The sequence below is a fragment of the Wolbachia endosymbiont of Culex quinquefasciatus Pel genome (genome assembly GCF_000073005.1).
Taxonomy (GTDB): Bacteria; Pseudomonadota; Alphaproteobacteria; order Rickettsiales; family Anaplasmataceae; genus Wolbachia.
The window spans coordinates 826,060-847,975 of record NC_010981.1; the positions used below are offsets into that span (position 1 = coordinate 826,060).

The 21,916-nt window shown below is 33.6% G+C and carries 14 protein-coding genes and 1 pseudogene; 11 read left to right on the plus strand and 4 right to left on the minus strand.

From position 1 onward, the window contains the following. Positions 1–159 precede the first annotated feature (159 nt). The 3 genes from WP_RS07485 to thyX are packed head-to-tail and all read left to right on the plus strand — an operon-like array spanning position 160 to position 2,431. Positions 160–297 carry a hypothetical protein gene (locus tag WP_RS07485; RefSeq protein WP_158307661.1) on the plus strand — a complete coding sequence of 46 codons (138 nt, stop codon included), beginning with the start codon at positions 160–162 and terminating at the stop codon, positions 295–297. A 4-nt stretch (positions 298–301) separates the two neighbouring features. After that, on the plus strand, positions 302–1,579 hold the full coding sequence (gene murA / locus WP_RS03795) for a UDP-N-acetylglucosamine 1-carboxyvinyltransferase (protein ID WP_012481905.1): 1,278 nt from the start codon (positions 302–304) through the stop codon (positions 1,577–1,579). 9 nt (positions 1,580–1,588) lie between these two features. Next, positions 1,589–2,431, plus strand: a complete 843-nt coding sequence (gene thyX, locus WP_RS03800) for an FAD-dependent thymidylate synthase (RefSeq protein ID WP_007302176.1) — start codon at positions 1,589–1,591, stop codon at positions 2,429–2,431. Between the two features lie 24 nt (positions 2,432–2,455). On the opposite strand, the gene WP_RS03805 is transcribed toward thyX, so the two are convergent. The 4 genes and pseudogenes from WP_RS03805 to WP_RS03820 all read right to left on the minus strand — a co-directional run bounded on the left by WP_RS03805 (position 2,456) and on the right by WP_RS03820 (position 10,187). Beyond that, positions 2,456–3,628 carry a hypothetical protein gene (locus WP_RS03805; protein WP_007302177.1) on the minus strand — a complete coding sequence of 391 codons (1,173 nt, stop codon included), beginning with the start codon at positions 3,626–3,628 and terminating at the stop codon, positions 2,456–2,458. Positions 3,629–3,963: 335 nt separating this feature from the next. Then, positions 3,964–7,418, minus strand: a pseudogene (locus tag WP_RS03810) (ankyrin repeat domain-containing protein). 9 nt (positions 7,419–7,427) lie between these two features. Beyond that, positions 7,428–8,396 carry a hypothetical protein gene (locus WP_RS03815; RefSeq protein ID WP_007302179.1) on the minus strand — a complete coding sequence of 323 codons (969 nt, stop codon included), beginning with the start codon at positions 8,394–8,396 and terminating at the stop codon, positions 7,428–7,430. Positions 8,397–8,540: 144 nt separating this feature from the next. Beyond that, positions 8,541–10,187, minus strand: coding sequence for a hypothetical protein (locus WP_RS03820; protein ID WP_012481906.1), 1,647 nt, complete (start codon positions 10,185–10,187; stop codon positions 8,541–8,543). Positions 10,188–10,285: 98 nt separating this feature from the next. Between WP_RS03820 and priA the strand changes: the two genes are divergently transcribed. The 8 genes from priA (at position 10,286) to WP_RS07700 (ending at position 21,913) form a co-directional block, all read left to right on the plus strand. Then, positions 10,286–12,250: a replication restart helicase PriA gene (priA, locus tag WP_RS03825; RefSeq protein WP_007302181.1), complete on the plus strand. Its 1,965-nt coding sequence runs from the start codon at positions 10,286–10,288 to the stop codon at positions 12,248–12,250. 123 nt (positions 12,251–12,373) lie between these two features. Next, complete coding sequence (locus tag WP_RS03830) at positions 12,374–13,162, plus strand: ankyrin repeat domain-containing protein (RefSeq protein ID WP_007302182.1); 789 nt, start codon at positions 12,374–12,376, stop codon at positions 13,160–13,162. Between the two features lie 558 nt (positions 13,163–13,720). Then, positions 13,721–15,109, plus strand: a complete 1,389-nt coding sequence (locus WP_RS03835) for an ankyrin repeat domain-containing protein (protein ID WP_007302183.1) — start codon at positions 13,721–13,723, stop codon at positions 15,107–15,109. A gap of 132 nt (positions 15,110–15,241) precedes the next feature. Next, on the plus strand, positions 15,242–15,829 hold the full coding sequence (gene recR / locus WP_RS03840) for a recombination mediator RecR (RefSeq protein ID WP_179943646.1): 588 nt from the start codon (positions 15,242–15,244) through the stop codon (positions 15,827–15,829). Positions 15,830–15,947: 118 nt separating this feature from the next. Continuing rightward, complete coding sequence (locus WP_RS03845) at positions 15,948–17,030, plus strand: hypothetical protein (RefSeq protein ID WP_007302185.1); 1,083 nt, start codon at positions 15,948–15,950, stop codon at positions 17,028–17,030. 55 nt (positions 17,031–17,085) lie between these two features. After that, on the plus strand, positions 17,086–18,306 hold the full coding sequence (locus WP_RS03850; protein ID WP_007302186.1) for a KAP family P-loop NTPase fold protein: 1,221 nt from the start codon (positions 17,086–17,088) through the stop codon (positions 18,304–18,306). 158 nt (positions 18,307–18,464) lie between these two features. Further along, a complete protein-coding gene (htpG, locus tag WP_RS03855) occupies positions 18,465–20,369 on the plus strand; it encodes a molecular chaperone HtpG (RefSeq protein WP_007302187.1) in 1,905 nt (634 codons plus the stop codon). A 38-nt stretch (positions 20,370–20,407) separates the two neighbouring features. After that, positions 20,408–21,913 (plus strand): hypothetical protein, encoded by a 1,506-nt coding sequence (locus WP_RS07700; protein ID WP_012481909.1) that lies wholly within the window; start codon positions 20,408–20,410, stop codon positions 21,911–21,913. Positions 21,914–21,916 lie beyond the last annotated feature (3 nt).

Below are 21,916 nucleotides of genomic sequence, written 5' to 3' on the forward strand. Positions count from 1 at the left end.
TTTCTTTTACTCAAATTTAGATATTCACTGACCGTCCTTACTATAAATGCTAGAATAATAAGCTACTGATATTCTTCATCTTTTTTATCTTTAATCCGCCGTAGATAGCGATGCAACAAAGCCAACTGGAATCCAGTTAAATTGGTCAGCATAAAAGTAATGTTGAAATATAACATTTTGATGATGATGAAGAAATGGATCCCAGTGTCAGCTACTCGAATGACTGAAGAAGAAAAAGCAAAATTTTGCCTTTTACCGCTAACCTATTATACTTACTTGATAAGTTCTATCGCTTGATTAAATGCATAAAATATTAGTAAGAAGTAACCATAAGCCCTTGATTGGAAAAATCAAGATTAATGGTTCAAAGAATGCAGTCTTGCCAATAATGGCGGCAAGCTTGTTTAGTAATTCTTCAATAACTTTGCATAACGTACCTGATTTAATTGACGTGCATTTGATGTCTGAGCTGCTTAAGAGTCTTGGTGCAGAAGTAAATTTTATATGCAATAAAGACTATAAAGCAAATCATACTTTGGAAATTGACTGTAGCAATATCAATAACCATTTAATATCACATGAAATTGCAAGCAGACTGCGAGCATCTTTTTTAATGCTAGGTCCAATGCTCAGCAGATTTGGTAGAGTTTCAACAGTATTTCCTGGTGGATGTAATATTGGAAAACGTCCTGTTGACATTCATATCAAGGCACTTGAAGCAATGGGAGCTAAAATTGAAATTGATAGCTGTAATATAACTGCAACAACAAAGGGAAAATTGCAAGGCAAAGAAATAACATTTGAAAAAGTAAGTGTTGGCGCAACAGAAAACATAATCATGTCAGCAACACTTGCAGAAGGAGTAACAACAATAAACAATGCCGCAACGGAGCCGGAAGTTCTTGATTTAATAGAGTTTCTGAAGATTATGGGTGCCAATATTGAAGTTAATAATACAAAAATCACAATAGAAGGTGTTGAAGCATTAAATGGGTGTGAGCATAAAATAATACCAGATCGCATAGAGGCCGGTACTTATGCTTTGGCTGCTATCATTACCGACGGCGAGCTAAAGTTAGAAGGAGTAAGTTTGTCTGATATAGAATGTATTGCAAATGAATTGAAGACTATAGGAGCCAGAGTTGAGTTACATGATGATGGTATTATTATTTCTAGAAAAAATGGCTCTATTAAATCTGCTCACGTTGCAACAAATCCATATCCCAACTTTCCCAGTGATATGCAACCACAACTAATGTCTGCTATGTCAATTGCAGGTGGAATATCAATCATTGAAGAGAACGTTTTTGAAAGTAGATTTGCACATGCAAATGAGCTAAGAAAATTAGGTGCTAATATCAGCATCGAAAAAAATAAAGCTACTATAAGTGGAATAAAGAGCTTATCTGGAGCTAATCTGCATGCTAATGACTTAAGGTCAACAGCAGCTTTAATTCTCGCTTCTTTGGTAGCTAAAGGAGAAACTACAATAAATAACTCACATCATTTATGGAGAGGATATGAGGCAATGCACGAAAAACTCAATTCATGCGGGGCTGATATTTTCGTTTCATCTTGAGGATATATTATGAATGAGACAACTAAGCGAACTACAGTAAAAGAAATAGATGACATTCTATACGAAGAACATAAGGTATTAGATCATGGATTTGTTCGAGTAATTGATTATATGGGCTCTGATAGCGCCATAGTTCAAGCTGCTCGCGTTTCTTATGGAAAAGGAACGAAACAGATAAATCAAGATGAAGCGCTTATAAAGTATTTGATGAGGCATCATCATACAACTCCATTTGAAATGTGTGAAATTAAGTTTCACGTGAAACTTCCAATTTTTATTGCAAGACAGTGGATAAGACACAGAACTGCAAATGTGAATGAATATTCCGGAAGGTATTCGATACTTGATAATGAATTTTATATACCAGAACAGGTTGCAAAACAATCTGATAATAATAAACAAGGCAGCGGTGAAGCTTTTGACTCAAGTACTTCAAAAGAAATAATAGATTCTCTAATAAATGATTCTAATTTAGTATATTCTCATTATGAGAAATTTATTGAACAGGGCCTTGCAAGGGAAATTGCCCGAACTAATCTAACACTTAATTACTATACTCAGTTTTATTGGAAAATAGATTTACACAACCTTCTTCACTTTTTAAGGCTTAGAGCTGATCAGCACGCCCAATATGAAATTAGAGTCTATGCAGAAGTTATGTTGGACATAGTAAAGAAATGGGTCCCGCTGGCCTATAATGCTTTCATTGAATACTCCTTAAAATCAGCCTGTATTTCAAAAACTGGTCTTGAAATAATTCGCAAGCTAATAAAAGGAGAAAATGTTGCGAGAGAAGAAAGTGGCATTGGTAAAAGAGAATGGAATGAGCTGATGTCTATACTTGGTAAATAGCCAAAAAGATCGAGTTATGTCCTTTCACAGACTTGCAGGTGTGAGCAACAATTTATTCATACCTTTATCAACTGATATATCAATTATTTTTGAATTTGTTCTTTCTGTTGTTTCATAAAGTTTTTCAGCTTTCTTTGAAATCAGTGTTGCATTTCTAAGTCCAATATGAACTTCGCAATAATCTGCAAAATTTTCAACATACATATCATATGAATAATGGTTTACAGCAAGTTCCATTACCCTACAAACTTCCTCTAATGTAAAATTAGCAGCTCCTGTATCAGGACAAAAGCCAACCGCTCCTTTATTAGGGTCAAAAAATATGTATTTATCATTCTCTGCTTTATACACCAACATAGAATGCCCCTCATCCTCAATGACATCTTCTTCATTACAAGTATAGCAAAAATAACTAAATTCTAAGTAGCATCCTATCTTCACATCATTTAAGAAACGTTTGATTTGTTCTTGGTTAGTATAGACCCATACTTTTGTTGAAGATAGATCGTTACATAATTGCTTATATATTATCTCATCATAATAAAATGGATCTCCTTCTCGCTTTTCAATGCTCTGAATATCAAGAATAGGTAAGAATTGCGATAAAAACTGCATCATTAATAACTTTTTCGTTTGTTCTTTTTTTCCATCAATATAATTCATAAAATCTTGTTCAGATATAATATTATCAGACTCGAGAAATCCAACAAAATCTTGCCTATTCTCTAATTTTAGAAAAGTAACAAAGTAATTTAATGAGTGACATAACCCTCTTTCGAGAGAAAAACCTAAAATTTCTTCAAATCTATCTTTTAATTGTACAATTTTAGATATACTATCTGACATAAAAGTATTCAAATTAAATTGAATAGCTTTCTCACTTTCAAATAATTTATTATATTGTTCTTCAGCTGATAAATCCGGTGCTTTGTATACATATCTACCATTTTCTCTACGTATACCTTCTATATCTTTAATTATACCTTGTTCTACATTTTTACTGATAGAAATTTGGTGCTTTCCTTTATTGGCAAATTGATTTAAAAACTCCGCAATTTCCTGTTTTGAGAGTCTTGTTTCAACTTGTCCATCTTCTCTATCTTCAGTTTTATAAAACACTTTAACTCTAGGATGTTCCTTATCAGTATAGACTTTTAATACAATAGATTGAGCAATGCGATTAACATATTTTGGCATATTGATTATTAAGATATTAACTATATATCTTAATAATAGTATAACCCACGCCACCTGTCAATTAATAAATTAATATTATTTGTTATATAAAAAAGTAAATTGCATAGTAGATTCCAGTGCTTGACACTGGAATCTAGGAATTTTGATTCTAAATTGGGTATTGGTCTAAAATTAAAATAAACGTTTGTGATGAGATTATATGAACACTGGATCCCAGTGTCGGGGCACTGGGATGACAGGAGAAGGAAACGCCGGAATGGCAGGGGAAAGAAACACTGGGATGACAGTGAAAGATCTAATTCCTTATATCAATTAATTCTCATCCACCTTTTACATTACATAAACTCATCACTTTTATAGAACATCTCATTAAAATCATTCAAAATTCCAAATCTTGATTTTTAATAAATAGATGCCCATCTGCAATATAGGACTCAGCAAGAGTAAATGGTTCATCATGATGCTGTGATGCTGGCCTAACAATTTCATTGTACAAAACCATTACTTGCTCATAATTGTATCCACTACCATCATGATATTTACCACGTATAGTGTCATAAAAATTTCTTACATCATCATACGTAACTTGCAGTTCTACCTTATATTTCCCTATTTCAACAGCCTCACCCACTTTGATTTTTAAAGGATGTTGTTTCACATTATCTATAACAATTGTTTCCTCTTGCTTCTCTTCATCTCCTCTTATCGATCTTTTACTCCTTTCTTCACTCGCAGGTTGATCTGCTGGCATTTGGTCTATATCGTTAGATTCTTCTTCTTGCATAGTAATTTTTTTGAGATAGCTAAGCATATCCTTTCCAGCTTTTTCCCAAGTTGCAGCTTCTTTTGAAAGCTCACGATAATAAGAATCATTACCGCCTTTGCTATCTATTACATCTCTTGCTAGTCCTTTCTCTTCTGCCCATAACTCAGCATGTTCAACAAGTGTCCTGCCATCTTTGCCTACAACGTCAACGTCAGCTTTGTTTTTTATTAGATATTCTATTGTATCTAACTTTCCATGCCTCACTGCATGAACTAAAGGTGTCCAACCATCATTATCCTGAGCATTAATATTCGCACCTTTTTCAACTAACTGCTCTATCATCTTCTTATTCCCAAGATCAACAGCAAGATGCAAAGGTGTTAAGCCGTAGCTATCCTGAATATCAATATCCGCATTATGCTCTATGAGATATTTAACTACTTCCATATTTTTCATGTACATGGCAAAATGTAGTGGAGATTTACCAGAGCTAATATCACGGGTATCAACATCTATACCACGATCTATTAAGTATTTAGCAATTTCCGTATGTTTTAGCTCAATTGCATAGTGCAGCAGTGTTTGAGCTGACGTGTTTTTGATACCAAGATCTGCGCCATGCTCAATTAAACTCTTAACTATTTCCGCATTCCCTAGCTTAATAGCAGCAAGTAACGGAAAAGTATAATAACTTTTACTATTAGGATCTGCGTTATGATCTAATAGATACTTCACTATTTCTGTATTACCTGAATAAATAGCACTGTATAATGGCGTTTTGGAATAAGCATCTTGAATATTAGGATTTGCACCACGATCTATTAAGTATTTAGCTATCTCTATATTTCCAGACTCAATGGCATAGTGTAAAGGTGTCTTATAATACACATATTTAGTATTAGTTTTCTGATAATAATTGTCATGAACATTAAGATTTGCTCCATGATCAATAAGATATTTTGCTACTTCCGTATTTCCTGACTGAATGGCATAATGTAGTGGCGTTTGTCCATTATGGTCTCTTGTATCAGTATATGAATTGTGTTTTAGTAGCATTGCTACTTTGCTTAAATCTCCCAATGAAGCAGCAAAATGTAAACTCGTCGCACCTGTTACCTTATTTATCTCGTTTACTTTTCCTATAGTGTTTTCTACATTATTGTCATCAATATTCACCTTTAAGAAAGGCTGTTTATTATACTTCATAACTTTTGTTGTAACAGCTTTTCCTTGTTCGTCTTCACTCACTTTTTTAGCAGGTTGCATAGAATCTTCTCTACTGACACTTTCTATCTTGGTTTTATCACCACTTACATTATGTACTGGGCTATAACCATATAGACCCTTGCCTGCACTTTGTTGGCTTGTTGAACTTTCAACACTGTTAGATTCAACAACATTATATTCCATATGTTGTTCACCACTCAGCTCAGCCTTAACCCATTGTTTAAATTCTTGATCATAACCTTTCAGCTCAGCCAAAAAATCCTCAAATAATTTATTACCTTGAGACCTATTTGCACCAGATTTAGAAAGGCTCTTGAGCAAATTATCAATCATATCTGGGTGTTTATCTTCAAGAAATTTGATCACTTGTTCAGCATCGGAATGATAATGTTCCCCTTTATTACTCCAAATATTATTGCGCAATATTTCATCTGGTTTGAGATCTTTATTTCTTATTGCAATCAAGGCCTCTTTATCTCCGTGGTCATTGACATGCCGACCATCTTCTAAACTTGCCATATAGTTAGCAACCCCTTCATGCATGGCCTTAGATAAGACATCACCTGTACCATAATAGGAATTAATGATAGTTAAGGCGTGCCCCAATTCGTGTTTTAAAGTTTTACACGAGTCATCAAATTGGTCTTGTAGATAAAAATAAACATGAACTTCTGAGCCACGCCCTTGAACTGTTAAGCCAGAAGCGCCTTTATAGTTAACGTTCAACTCCTTAAGATAATTTTCGTAGTCACTCTTTGTATTAAATACGAAAACATTAACTTTATTTGGTATGTTGTGCCAAGGCTGAGAATTATTAATGCCAAATGCTGAATCAAAATCTTTTATAGTACTCTCGATGGCATTTTTTACACTACTCAATTTGCTCTGAGTTAATTCCTCATCATCATATTTTATATTTATTTGAAGCTTGTGTTCGCCAAAAGTCATAACTTCACTATCTGGGACAAGATCTGCCACAATTTTATCGCCACTTTTTACATCCATCCACTGCTTAAATTCTTTTTCAACTTCTGAGTTATTCAAAAGATGTTTGAATTTTGATATCGCTTGTACTCTATCGAAGGACATTTCAGTAAGCAATTGCTTTATGAATTGAGGATGTTTTTCTTGTAGGAATGTCACTAAGCAATCTGATATTCTATAGTCGTTAGACATACTTGCTATTTTATATGGTGTATCATGCCCAGATTCATGCATTTTATTGTATGCTTCTTTTGTATAATGCATATCGCGAGTGCTTTCTTTTTTAGCTGCATCATAGCTCCACATGAAAAGCTTCATACCGGTACGTAAAACTTCAGGTACTGTATCCATATTACCGGTAGAGTACTCAAGAAATGCATCGCTCATTTTCTCCATTAAAATTTTAGATTTTGCGCAAAGTAAACCATTTACATCTCCAACAATAAAAGTCTTTGCTATCGTGCCGTCAGCTTCGTGTGCTCTGACCGTTCCACCACCCCATAATTCTCTATGGTCCTTACCACCTGAAAGTTCCTTGATGTGAGCTTTGTAATCATCGTAATTTTTCAGCACATAAAGCTGCAATTTTACTGGACCAGAATGAACGCTTTTTTGTGAATAGAAATTATCAGACCAGGCTCCGTAAGCATCTTTTACAGTTTGTTTTATATACTCAGGGGTATAACTAGCTAATCCCCCATATTTTACTTCTATTGTAAGCTGATCGTTTATTACTATACTTTCTTTATTTGGAAATAATTTTTTAATCAAAGTTTGTGATTTATCATATTCAGAATTTGTTTTAAATTTCATATTCACCTCTTAAAAATTTTCACTATAAATAAGTCTTGAGAAAAATGCGTTAACTGTAGATTCAGCCTTTACCTTGTTTTTGCATAACTGCTTAGATAGTTGATCATCGCTAAAAAGCAGATTCTTAGTATCGAGATATTTAGCATAGTTGCCAGCAGGTATTGAGTAGAAACCGCTTTCAAGTTCAAGATAAGAGCTGCTATTGAGAACAAAAAATAAATCGCTCTGGTCAAGCAGTATGTCATAACCAGAGCTCGTGCAATGTAAGTATTCATTGCCTTCATACTCTGCTATGTAGTACTTACTTGCATCAAGATCACCATCAAGCTGCAAAATTGCCGCTGAACGTCCATTCCCAATACTATGGCCTTTTATTACTTTAAGTACTTTAATCTCATCATTTTCTATGAGTTCCCTTAACTTTTCATTCTTTTTATTTAATTCTTCCTCTGCTTTTCTTCTGTCTTCTTCTAATTTTGTTTCTTTTTCAACAAGCTCATTTTGTATTTGCAAAAACATATCTTGAACGGTTAAGCCATTTAGAAAGTAATCCAATACAATTGACACAAACGGCTGCAATTCACCATTATCTTCAAAGCTCTTTTCCTGCTTTTTGTCATATTGAGTGGGGTTATAGATTGCATACATAGGATAAAAGCCATAATTCACCTCGTCGAATGATAACTCTATCGAAAATCCGCTCTGATCAAGTGGAAGTTTAGTAGCTAAATATCTACCATTATTATCTCTGACATACAGCTCATTTATACCATAGTGCCCACTATATTTGTTGTAATAAATATAAAAATTCTCAGGATTAAGATTAAAGTAATCATCTAAATTGTTAGGTTTACCGAGCTTTTCACATAGAAAACTCTTGCTCTTATCTGTAAGTTTGATGCGTGTAGAGAAGTAACACCGATCTATTCGGTCACCTTTTTCTATTTCAAAGTCTAGGACTATTTTATCGCTAAACATACAGAATTTCCTCACATTTCTAATATTTATGATTATAAATTGTGTACTATGAAAAATGTGTTAATTCTGCTTAGATTACAACCTGCGATTTCAGCGTATAACGCTGAAACCTAGAAAAAGTATGTTTTATTTGAATGAGATGAGTTATGCTACTTTCATAGTAGCTTCGCTATGAAAGTTGTTTACTGTTATGTCTATAAGATACCCTACTACGCCACCTAATGCTGCACTCGCAATTCCTAATAACACAGCAGTTGCAATTATTCCAATAGCAGTAATTTCAGGTATAATTCCTATTGCAACTAATGTAGCTCCTACAGTACCAAACAATAATGCTAAGCCCATTGTCCATTCTCTCGAAGAAATTCCTGAAGATTGTTTTTGTAAGGAATCATGTATTTTATTGTCTACTACAAATAGTGTCTGAGTATTTTGTTTTGTGTACGGATTATTGTTATTTCCATTACTGAAAGGTGTTTGTTGCAATGGAGCTGCACTGCTTGTGGCCGTTTGTGGACCGCCATCTACTGGTTGTTTCTGTTGTGGAGGGATTGAAACAACCGGTTGTGTAGTGGTATCACTTGCAGTCGGTTGTTCTGAAATATTATTTATAACTTCAGTATTGATTTGCTCAAGGCATGAGTTACTTTCTTTACTACTGCCTGTTGTATTTTCTTCTTGAGTAGAATATTCTACTGATTCTTTGTATACTTTTAATTGATCCTCTTTTTTAAGTATAGTAAGTCTGTTATTGTCACGCTTACCAGTTGATGAATATGAATATAATAAATCTTTTTCAATAGTGGTGCTACCAAATTTCTTAGAAATCTCAAAAGGCAGTTTACCACCAAATCTTTCTATAAACGTATTCAAAAAGCTATCTTCTGGTACTTTTGCGCCAGAATTTTTCGCATTATTTTTTCTCTCCTCTTCAAAATCTTGTATTTCTTGATTATTAAACCACGCAACACTTTCTCCTATTTCTGGATTGACCATATTAATTAAATTTTTCAGGGGTATAAGAACATCTTTGTCAACTATGATACATCTAATATTTATTTTTTCGTACAAGACTTCTTTTCGTTCAAAACCCATTTCTGCTTGGTCTAGTTTTTTACCTTCGCATTTTCCTATACCATCTCCTAGAATTATAACAGAAGTATTGAATAACTTTATACACACTTCGCGCATAGACTCATCTTGGAAAATCTTTCCTATTTTATCTTGCAATTCTTGATTTTTATTTCTTTTTGTATATTTCTTTGAAAACTGCCTCTGAAGTTTGCTATACATTGTATCTACTACTCTTTTATATTCTCTCTTTCCTGCATCACACAATTCATCGTACGATACTTCAGGGGGTAATAACACTGATTTATTTGCGTAAAATGCCGGATACGATGAGTCAAATTTATATGATGAGAACAAAGCGGAATCATTATCTAATAATGTTACAGCCGATACAAAGTTACTATTTACTCGTGATTTACCTTGTGATTCGCCTGTAATCCTAGGTACTCCTGTTAGCTTCCTTGTGTTGCCTGGTAATAATTGTGCGGTTGCAAAAGCAAATGCTAAAAATAATACAAAGGCATTAGTACCGTGAGCACAGAAAGTGTTGTAATTAGCTTTTTCATTTCTTTTGAGGCTAACATGTGTATTTGTTTCGAAAAATTTTTTATTGCTTTGCAATACTTGTTCTTCAGTGAAAGTGTGGCTTCTACCTTTATTATATTCATTATGGACGGAAACAAACTCCCTGAGCTTATCTACTGCTTGATCTGTCAACATACCTTCACCCTCAAAAAGCTAACTTAATACCAGTTTAACCAATCAGCCCACAAAAATCAAAACGAATATTTTCAAAACGGTGCTAAACTTAAGGTACTATGAAGAAAGCAGTTGACGTATTACTACCACTTCCAATTGATCAGCTATTTTCATATGCAGTTGAGGAAGATACTGAAGTTTCAATTGGAGATTACGTAGTGGTACCATTTGGCAGAAAGCGTTTGATTGGAATAGTTTGGAAATATAGCGGCAAGAGTGATCGAGAATTAAAATGCATTGAACAAAAGATCGAGTTACCGAGTATCAGACCAAAACTGATCGAATTTGCAGAGTGGGTTGCGCAGTATAATGTAATACCTATCGGTATGCTTGCCAAAGTAATAATGGGAGGAGTATTAAAGGTAAATCAGATAGATAAGTTAGTTTTCACTAAGCAAAAGCAGGAAATAAGTGAAATAGATTACCAATTAAGCCCTGAGCAGCAAGCAGCTCGCGATAAGATAATAAGTAATTTGAATGAGTATTCAGTGACTTTGCTTGACGGTGAAACCGGGTCTGGAAAAACGGAAGTTTATCTCTCTGTGATTGCAAGGTTAATTGAAATCGTAAACGATGCACAAGTCCTGATCCTTCTGCCAGAAATTGTCCTAACTTCACAATTAGTAAATCGTGTTCACAGTCAGATATCTGGAAATATAGCTGAGTGGCATTCAGGACTTACTCCCAAAGCTCGCCGAAATAATTGGCTTAATATAGCAAATGGAAGTGCGCAGATAATTATTGGGGCAAGGTCATCACTTTTTTTGCCTTATAAGAACCTAAAATTGATCATCGTTGATGAAGAGCATGACTCATCCTTTAAACAGGAACAAGGAATTATATATAATGCTCGAGATATGGCAATTATCTTAGCCAAACTCGAAAATATTCCGATTATTTTATCATCCGCTACTCCGCTGCTTGAAACAATTTATCATGTTAAAAAAGGGAATTACAACCATGTAAAGCTAACCGAACGATTCGGTGGTGCAGAGTTGCCGCACATAAAAGTAGTGAATAATAAACAATGGATTTCAAATGAGCTTTTCGAAGGGATAAAACAAACCATAGAGAAAAAACAGCAAGTTATGCTCTTTCTAAACCGCAGGGGGTATGCGCAACTTGCAGTTTGTAAAAAATGTGGATATAAAATTTCCTGCTCAAATTGCACTGTATGGCTTACGTACCACAAGAAAAAGAACGTCCTTTTGTGTCACCATTGTTCTTACCAATCAAAACTTCCAGAAAAATGCTCGAATTGTCAAAGTGAGCAGTCATTATCCCTTTGTGGTATAGGAATTGAGAGGTTACTTGAAGAGATAGTAAAACTATTACCAAATGCAAAAACTGCAATTATCAGCAGCGATCAGAAATCGCTTGGTAGCGTCATTGACTCAGTGCTCAAGGAAGAAGTGAATATTATAATTGGTACACAAGTAATTGCTAAAGGGCATAATTTCCCTAAATTAACTTTGGTTGGAGTGATAAATGCAGATTTAGGACTTGAAAATTCTGACCTCAGGGCAGCAGAAAAGACGTATCAATTATTGCATCAAGTTGCGGGTAGATCTGGGAGGTTCAACGAAAAAGGAACGGTAATAGTGCAAACTAATAATCCTGAAAGTTTGATAATAAAAGCATTGCAGCAGCAAAAAAGGGATTTGTTTTATGAAATTGAACTTGAGTCAAGACGCAAAGCTAAAATGCCCCCATTTAGTAGGCTAATAGCGCTTATAGTTTGTGGTAAGGATCAATTTGCAACGCAGAAAGCAGCAAATGAGATAACAAACTTTTTGCATAATCAATTTTCAACTACCTCTCAGCACTTGACATTGAAAGAATTTGAAATTTTTGGCCCATCACCAGCAGCAATAAATTTCTTAAATAATAAATATCGGTATAGAGTGTTACTCAAAATACACAATAAATACAGTCTGTCTATAAAGAAAAAGCTGAAACATTGCTGTAACTTGAGTTCAAATATTGAAGTAACAATAGATGTTGACCCTGTGAGTTTCTTTTGATGCGGTCGGAATTTATTTGACATTTGTAGGAATTGCTAATAAGTTCTATTAATTTTTTAATTAAAAATTTGACTTTTATTAGAGTTTATTATATTATTGATATAACTAGAATAAGGAGATGGTATGAATACTTTACTTGAAATCGTCTGTAGGAAAGGGATAAGGCATAACGAAAAAATTACAGAATTGAAGGAATTCCTTAATAAAAATATCAAAATACCTATTGACAAAGAGTTATTTAAATCAGCTTTATCTATAAAGGATGCTGTAGATATAAGAAAAAAGATGGTGTATCTTATTTTGCACCACTGCATTGAATACAATAGTGCAATATCTGAGAAAAAAGAGAAATTATCATTTCAAGACGTGATGAAGATTTTAGATGAAACTGTGAATAGGTTTATTACTCCTCAGTATTTCTACAAATTGATAAATTTTCAAGATCAAAGTAGTAAAAATACATTATTACACCAAGCTGTTATAAGTAATAACACTGAGGCAATAGAAGCCCTTTTAAAATATGGTGCAAGCCCTTTGATAAAGAATAAAGAAGAGAAAATCCCATTAGATTTAGATCAAGAAGAAAAAACAAGAGAAGCACTCATTAAATCTATGAAAGACCAAGCTAAATCGAAAAAAGAAAGTGCTAGATGTAATAGTTTGATTGGCATTATACCTGGCGTTTTTCTTGGCATTGGACTCGGTGTTGGTAGTGCTTTAGTCCCTTCAATGACTATTATATTATGCACACTCGCAGTATCTGCTCTTGTTGCTGGAATAGCAGTTGGAGTGGCTATATATTTCCTAAGTCAAGACTATAAACAGGCTAAATCAATAGAAGAAGCTGTTAATCCTCAACTCTCTTCTGTCAAGTATGAAAAGACTGTAGATAATAAAGCAGTACTAGGATAACTGTGAGTTTTTTAACATTAGATTTCTTGCATAACTGGAATTCGAAAGTTCCAGCGCATTTTTCTTATTGGATCCCAGTGTCAAGCACTGGGATGACATCTTATTATGCAAGAAATCTATTCATTTAAAACTTATTTGAGAAAACGTAGCTATAAAAACCGCAGGTACCAGTTGGTTTTTATTAGCTAAATTAAAGGTCAAGTATCTGGAATTCTGAACATAAGATCCCCCTGTATAAAAAAGATTAGAAAAAATGCAGTGAACATACGACAGATATGCTCTGAAGAGGATACGCTACATTTTTTAATGAGTTTAATAAAAAAGTCTGCAGACGGAGATAGATTTTTGAGCTCAATAAATATCTCTAACTGTAATTGTAATCAGATTTAAAATATGCGGAAGTAATTTTTTAGCTATAAAATCTTCTAAAAAATTAACACAGAAGTTAGTTTCATAAGTATTTTTATCAAAAACTATTTTAAAAAAATTTAAATAGAGTTGAAAAATTTTAAAGATGAGATACCCTACCTGAAATGCAACTTCTGTAAAAAAAGAAATATGAAAGGTGAAATAAACACTGCAGCAAATTTTCAAGCAGAAGACCTTGAGTCTAAAAATGCTACAGATCTTGATTGTTTAGCTAACTCTCTAAATTCTTTGAATGCAAAGAGTGCTGAGATTAAAGATAAAAGGAACGATGTGCCTTTTTCCAGTAGAAAAAGCAACTCGCATGTTTTAGAACTTTTTTCTAGTGAAAATGTTGAGATTAACATTCCAGATGAAACACCTTGTGCTGCTCGGAGTGAATCAGGTATAGCTGTAATATTTAGAGGTATAGCTGGGTTGTTTAAAGGTAGGAATAGTATGGACGTAACCCTTTATCAATCTAAAGTGCAACGTAGCTCTGCAATTGATTACAGTACTACAGAAAGTATAGGGTTACGGCTACTAAATATCTGTAAAGGAGAAGAAGATATCTCTTTTGATCAAGAGATTAATTTTTTATATAAAGAGGGTTATTTGTATGATGTCTTATTGTTGCAAGACGAGGAGAATCATGACACACCTTTACATGTAGCTATAAAAAGAAATCGTACTTGTTTTGTAGAAAAACTTTTGTGTATTCTTAAGGAACCATACTGTTCAAGTGAGTTTTACAAACGCAAATATTTTGAACATAAGCAAGAGAATGAAAAGCCGCTTTTCAAAGTTATTAATACTAATAACAAGGATGGAAAAGATGCAATTACTCTGGCTATTGAAAGCAATAATTCAGAATGCATTTCAGCTCTTTTTAACTACTTAACTCGTGAAAATATTAACAGAAGAAAAGATGTTGAAAATGAGTACACACCTCTACACGAAGCTATGCTTCTTAACAAAAATGAAGCAATCAAAGAGCTTCTCAAATCAAAGGATATAGATACTGAACTCATAGATAAGGAATCTTACAAAGCATATAATTATGCTAATAACAAAGAGGCCATAGAATTGTTTATTCAGCACTATAGTAGTAAAATTAGTGAGTTGCGTATAAAATTAGAAGATAATAATAAAAAACTAGCACGAATTAAGTGCGTCCTAAACAAAACAAAACTTACTTGTGTATGCTTAGCAGCCTTCGGCTCTTGTTTTAGAATGTATAGAAATTCCCATGACATAATAAATGAAGAAGTGAGTGAAGATATGTTATATTATTCTCTTGCATTGCTTGCCAACACTACAGGTCTAATATTATTTTTTAATTATTTGATCGATACAATACTTTCCAAGTATGAAGAAAAAAATTCTAGTTTGAATAAAGAGTCAGACAGTTATGTAGAAGAAAGAAATATGTTGAAAAATAAATTACGTCATTTTCAAAAAAGAAGTACCGTAGTAACTACGCAAATGTGTGAGATAATTTCAGTTATACCTGAATCAGAGTTAGGTTACAGTAGATTGTGATTACATTAATTTTTTCAAGACAGTTCTAAAAAAAGTGGGAAATCTTTTTCATAGCCAATCAAACTAAGCTTTCTTTACGAAAGGTTTGATGTTATCATTTTATAAACTATATCCTGAATTTGTTAAATGAACATTAATATAAAGAATTTAGTTCATGCTTTTTCTAAATTGCCAAGTTTAGGTCCATCATCATCACGAAGATTAGTTATACATTTGCTCCAGAACAAAGAGAGAGTCATGCTACCGCTTGCATCTTTGATTAGAGAGCTAGCGGATCTTATAATAGAGTGCAAAATTTGTGGAAACCTAGATACTAAATCGCCGTGTTCTATTTGTACTAACCCAAAGCGTGACACCAAGTTAATGTGTGTAGTAGAAGAATTGGGTGATCTATGGGCATTTGAAAAAGGGAATATATATTCAGGTATGTATCATGTTTTGGGTGGAAGGCTATCAGCAATAAATGGCATAGGTCCAAAAGAACTGAATCTTGATAACATTCCCAAAAGAGTTACAGAATTTAAAATTGAAGAGGTCATTATTGCAATCAATCCGACATTAGAAGGCCAAGTTACTGCGCAATATATAATTGAATTGCTAAAGAATTCGAATGTAAAAATATCGCGCCTTGCTTGTGGTATACCGATAGGTGGAGAAATTGACTACCTAGATGAAGGGACTCTGAAGATAGCGCTTACTTCAAGACAGGATATTAAATAATATTCCATTTCTTCTGAGCAACATACTTTAAAAATACTGTAACATACTTCAGCCTAGAAACTTGCTTGCTAATTGAAAATATTATACATTTAAATATGGTATTTAAAAATGAGGGGTTATGTTAACTTTTGTACTAGATGGAGTACGTGATACTTATAGTTGGTTAATCAAAAAATCAAGATCAATCGCTCTTGATTTCATTGCGCTATTTAACAAAGAATACGCAGATAGTAAACGAATTGGATACATATTAAAGGATATAAAGATTGACTTAGGACTACAAGTGCCTAATTTAGAAGTGAAAAAATTAAAAGAGTTTGATTTTAAATCAAATGATCTACTCTTAACAAAAAGCGATATTAATTTTCACAATACAGATTTATTAAAGGATATTATTATTAAACCTGATTTCAGCAAAATAATAAGAGAATTAAATCAAGACGAATATGCTCGATATAAGGATCCTGATTTCAGCAAAATAATAAGAGAATTAAATCAAGACGAATATGCTCGATATGAGGATATTATTATTAAGCCTTATTTCAATTTCAGCGAAATAACAAGAAAATTCAATCTAGACGAATACGAATATGCTCGATATAAGGATATTATTATTAAACCTAATTTCAGCAAAATAATAAGAAAATTAAATCAAGACGAATATGTTCGATATATTGATAACCTAAGCTTTATATTTCCATTAATGCTGGTGTATAAAAACTTTGTGCATAGTGACTGGGTATCTGATAAGTATGGTAATTCTGCACTAATAGAATTAATAAAAACTTGTGATAGTAGGAAAATCATGGAGGAAAAAATAGACTTATGGAAGGAAAAAGGAAAGTTAACAATAGATATCAGTTTGGATGCAGGAAGCTTAGCTTATATAAACGGGATGTTTCCTTTAATACAAAAAGCTATTAAAAACAGGAGTTTTATAATTCAAAACTATTCTGGACTCTATGAAAGTGGAATTGAGCAACTAGTAACTGAATTCAAAGATTGTAAAAGTTTAAAGGAAACACAGGAAGTAATAGACGATCTTACACAAAATTACGTGCAATACATGGAAAGATGCATAGAAGAAAAAACAGGAATAAAAACTATCACATATGATCCATGTGGTGTGCTTGATCCTGTAAGTAGCTTGAAAAACATTTCTATTAATGTGTTAGAAAAACATGGATTACTAAGCAAATGATTGTCTGGACCCTTAACTTATAAGATACTATAGTAAAATATAGCATAAGGATCTTATGTGCTTTAAAAAACTTATATCATTAGTAAGATTCAGAAAAAAAGAAGACGAGCAATTACCTAAGGTAATAACTTGGGAGAATGATTGCTTAGGCTATAAACAAGTTGCAAGTAAATTTAGTTCTATAATCAAGACAATTGGTAAGTCTTTTTCTATTGTATCCTTAGAAGGATATGATAAATGGGGTAAGACGTTTTTTTTGAAAGAATGGGTAAAGGATCTAGAGCAGCAAAATGAAATTGCAGCTTATTACAGCGCATGGGATATTAGTGCGCTAGATCAACCATTGCCTTCTTTTTTGCATTTCCTGTTTGAGGATCTATTCGCATCATACAAAGTAAAAAGGAGTGTTATACAGCAGTTCAAAAACATAAACCAAGAACTATTTTCTCTCAATACATTAGGAAAGCTGATCAGTAAATCTCCACTTGCTATGCTTTCAGTATTTCTCGATGCTGCAAAAGAGGCTGATAAGAAAGACATTGGTTTTGTCTTGGGTGAGTTAAATCTTCTCCAAAGGAGAAAAGAGAACATTAGAGATTTTAAAATACAACTAGCAGATGTGGTTAATAAAATCAGGAAAGACAAAAACATTTATATAATGGTGGATGATCTTGATATATGTCGCCCTAAATTCATTGTCGATTTTTTAGAATCCATAAAGTACATGCTTGATGTTGAGGGACTGGTTTTCATTATCTCTGTTAGCCAAGATAAGAGTAATGTGCAAAGAGCAATTAGCACAATACTTGGACCAAATTTTAGCCTAAAATCTTTTACTGATCTCTCTTTGCATTTGCCAAAACAGCCAACAGAGCAGTTTATAAGAAAACTGTTTGAAAGTTCTGAATTACCGAAAAAATCAAAGAGCTTAATTATAGATAGCTTTATATTTTATGCAGAAAGCTTCTCATTATCACTGCAGGCAATACAATACTGTATAAGAAGAATAAAGCTATGTTTTTTGAACCATGCAAAAGAAGAATTACTTGATCCGAATTTATTTACATTTTTAGTAATACTACAGTCAGTAAACACTGATTTGTACGAGGAATTATATTCATCACCTCAGAAAGTACTGGAGAAGATTGAGAGTGATTTAATGCCAAATGGTCAAGAAGAATGGAAAAAGCTTAAAATCTCTCTTGAGACTACTTTTAAAAAAAAAGAATCAAAGACTAACAAATCTTTGAAGCAAATAAGAGATATTATATTCTAGCACTTTCTTCTTAATTTGCATGACACAATGGTTGTACTTATTCCAGTTTAGCATTGGAACCATAAGTTGGCCCACATAAATTTTAGCATGTGTGACCTTGAAAGATCGCAGTGCAATACTTAAATTATTAGAGTAGTAGGCTAATAATGGAGCTCAAAATGCACAACATACAAGAAACTGAAAGTTTAAAATTTGACGCTGAAGTAGGCAAAGTACTAAATATAGTAATTCATTCACTTTATACTAATAAGGATATTTTCTTGCGTGAGTTAATATCAAATGCATCAGATGCATGTGATAAATTGCGCTATGAATCACAATTAAATGCTGATTTATTAGATTCAAGTGATGAGTTGAAGATTACTATTAGCTCCAGTAAAGATAAGAATGAGCTGTATATAACCGATAATGGAATTGGAATGAACAGACAGGATTTAATAGATAATCTTGGCACGATTGCAAGTTCTGGTACGCAAAAATTCTTGGATGCAATTAAGAATAATAAAGATTCGAGCCAAGCTGTAGAGCTGATTGGAAAGTTTGGTGTTGGTTTTTATTCAAGCTTCATGGTTGCTTCAGAAGTTATAGTAGAATCAAGGAAAGCCGGAGAAGAAGAGTCTTGGGTGTGGAAATCTAAAGGAGATGGAGAGTATTCAATCAGCAAATTAGATGGTCAAATCTCTCGTGGCACAAAAATTACGCTCATCATGCGTCCTGAAGAAAGCGAATTTTTAGACAAATTCCGTATTGAAAACATCGTTACTACTTACTCTGACCACATAAATTTTCCCGTTGAGTTTGTAAATGAAGAAGGAAAAAGTGAAAAATTAAATAGCAAAGCTGCAATTTGGACTAAGCCAAAAAATGACGTTACTCCAGAAGAGCACAACGACTTCTTCCGTGGTGTTGCACATGTGGGCGGTGAGCCTTGGATGATATTTCATAATAAAAATGAAGGTGCAATAGAGTATACGAACTTGCTTTATGTTCCTTCTATCAAGCCTTTTGATTTATTTCATCCAGATAGACGCTGCTCTGTAAAATTGTATGTAAATAAAGTGTTTATCACTGAAGATAATGTGCAGATTATACCGCAGTACTTGCGTTTTTTGAAAGGTGTGGTTGATTCACCGGATTTGCCTCTCAATATCAGCAGAGAAACACTGCAGAACAATCGCGTTGTTGAGCAGATTAGGAAATCTTTAACTAAGCGCATAATATCAGAGCTCGGCAAAAAAGCAAAAGAGAATTTAGAGGAATATACAAAATTCTGGGGCAATTTTGGTGCGGTGTTAAAAGAAGGTCTTTGCGAAGCTATGCCAACTGATGAAAGAGAAGCATTGCTTTCCATTTGCAGATTTCATAGCACCAGTGATGGTAAGCTAGTTAGCATTGATGATTATATAAGCAGAATGAAGCCTGAACAGGAACATATCTACTATCTCACAGGTAATAGTCTCGATTCAGTAAAAAACAGTCCACAACTTGAAGGATTCGTCAGCAAAGGATTGGAAGTGCTTCTATTTGTTGATCCAGTTGATGATTTCTGGACTAGCGTGATTCATGAATATAAAGATCAAAAATTTAAGTCTGTGACCCGCGCTGATGTTGATTTAGAAAAATTTTCTTCAGAAGAAGGCAAGAAAGATGAAGAAAATAAATCAGATGAAAACAAAAGCGAAGAAAACGCGGATTCTATACTCGAATACTTCACCAAGGTTCTTGGAAGCTTAGTAAAAAGTGTAAAGATCTCTAAGAAATTAACCGATAGTCCTGTGTGTCTAGCAGTTGATGAAGGAACTATGGACCTCCGTATGGAGCGTTTTTTACGTGAACAGAAGCAGCTAAATTACCGCACGCCAAAAGTACTTGAAATTAACATTAAGCATCCTTTGATAAGAAACATAATGGAATCTCACGCTAAAAATGGTGAAAATCCAACACTTGGAGATATGATTTACTTATTGTTCTATCAAGCTTGTATAGTGGAAGGTGAAGAGATGGAAGACGTAAGTCTATTTGCTAAAAGGCTCAATAACTTGCTTGGCAAAATTTCTATTTAATGCTATACTTAGTTTAGCTAATAATTAGGGGGTAAAACATGGGGTGGAATTTACTTGGTGGGCTCATGCCGCCAGCAGTAGATACTGCAGAAGAAAGGGAGCGTCGCCATTCCAGAGATTCAGGTGCTGAAGAAGAATTTGAAGTTTTAGAACAAGAAGAAATTAAGGAGCATCGTCATTCTGGAGATTCAGGCAATTGTTCAGAGGTTGAGGAAGGACAAAATACTAACAGAGCAATTGAATTGGAATTTCAGCTAACACAATCTTTGCTAAGTCAAGTAAAGGCAGGTGAGAATAATAGGAATGCAAATTCTGGCAAGCAAGCACAACTTGATTTGGAAAGAATGGATTTTGTAATTAATGGGCAAACAATAAGCAAAGCGTATGTTCACGAGTTATATTGCCAGCACAATCACTTAATTTCGAGTGAAAATGCAAATTACCGCCTGTTTGCTAAGCAAGTTTTCACAGAAATGTTTAAATATGCTAAGGCAGAAACTCCAAATGACAATATATTAGAAGAGTTAATTACTAATTGCAATCAGGCTGGGTATGATGGCTCTTTGTTAATGCAGCTCTCTCCTATATTCTCTAAGCATAAACTAAGCTTGCCTCATGCCAACGATAGAAAGATAAGTATTGTATATAATAGCCAAGGTTCTCTCAATATTCAGTATTGTCCAAGTATGCCTGTTAGAGAACTTGATACAAATAAGGAAATATGCAGGGTTGATGCTATTTTAGAGTTCACCCTTAAGTTTCGAGATAGTAAGGTAGAGTATGAAAACGGCAAAGTAACACTTGCTATTCCTGAACAATTAGAGAATTACAAAGTTGATGGCAAAAGTTTGTTAGATGAAATAAATAGGCATTTCGAAGATGAGGATAATAGAATTACAGAGACTCTTGAGAAAAATATGAATGAAGGACCTAAGTCATTTGCTGCTGAAGACTTGTCTATTACTGAGAGTTCATCTGATAGTAGTGAAGTAGCAAACAAAGTAGTTACTGATCCAGGCATTTTAGGTAATGTTGCGAATGTATTGGTAGGTGTTGCAGAAGTTACAGCAGTTGTAGCAACAGAGTTATTTTGGCCTCAAGATCAGGTTAATATAGAACCAAGGCATAATGAAGAAGAATTTACCATTACCCCTAAAAATTTAACCTTTGATGGATTAATAGACGTTATAAATAAAGCAAAAAATTATGGTGATTATGCAGATTTAGATAAAACTATAAATAATATAGAGGAAAGCGATAGATTTATTACTGATTTAAATTGTGGTAATTTGAAGGATTTTTGCTCTCAACAGCTTAATTTGACTGATCATATGCACAATGTGCTGTTGAATAATAGCTATGATGAAACAAATGGTTATTATAATTATTCAGTAAAAGAGCTTTCACTACTAGCCATTGCAGCTGATGACACACTTGTGGAAAGGTATGCAGAAACGCATAAAGTATATTATTTACGCAAGATGAAGGTCTCGATAGGCTACTTATTGGTGTTGGTGGACAGCGCTATACTAAGCTTTTATTAGAAG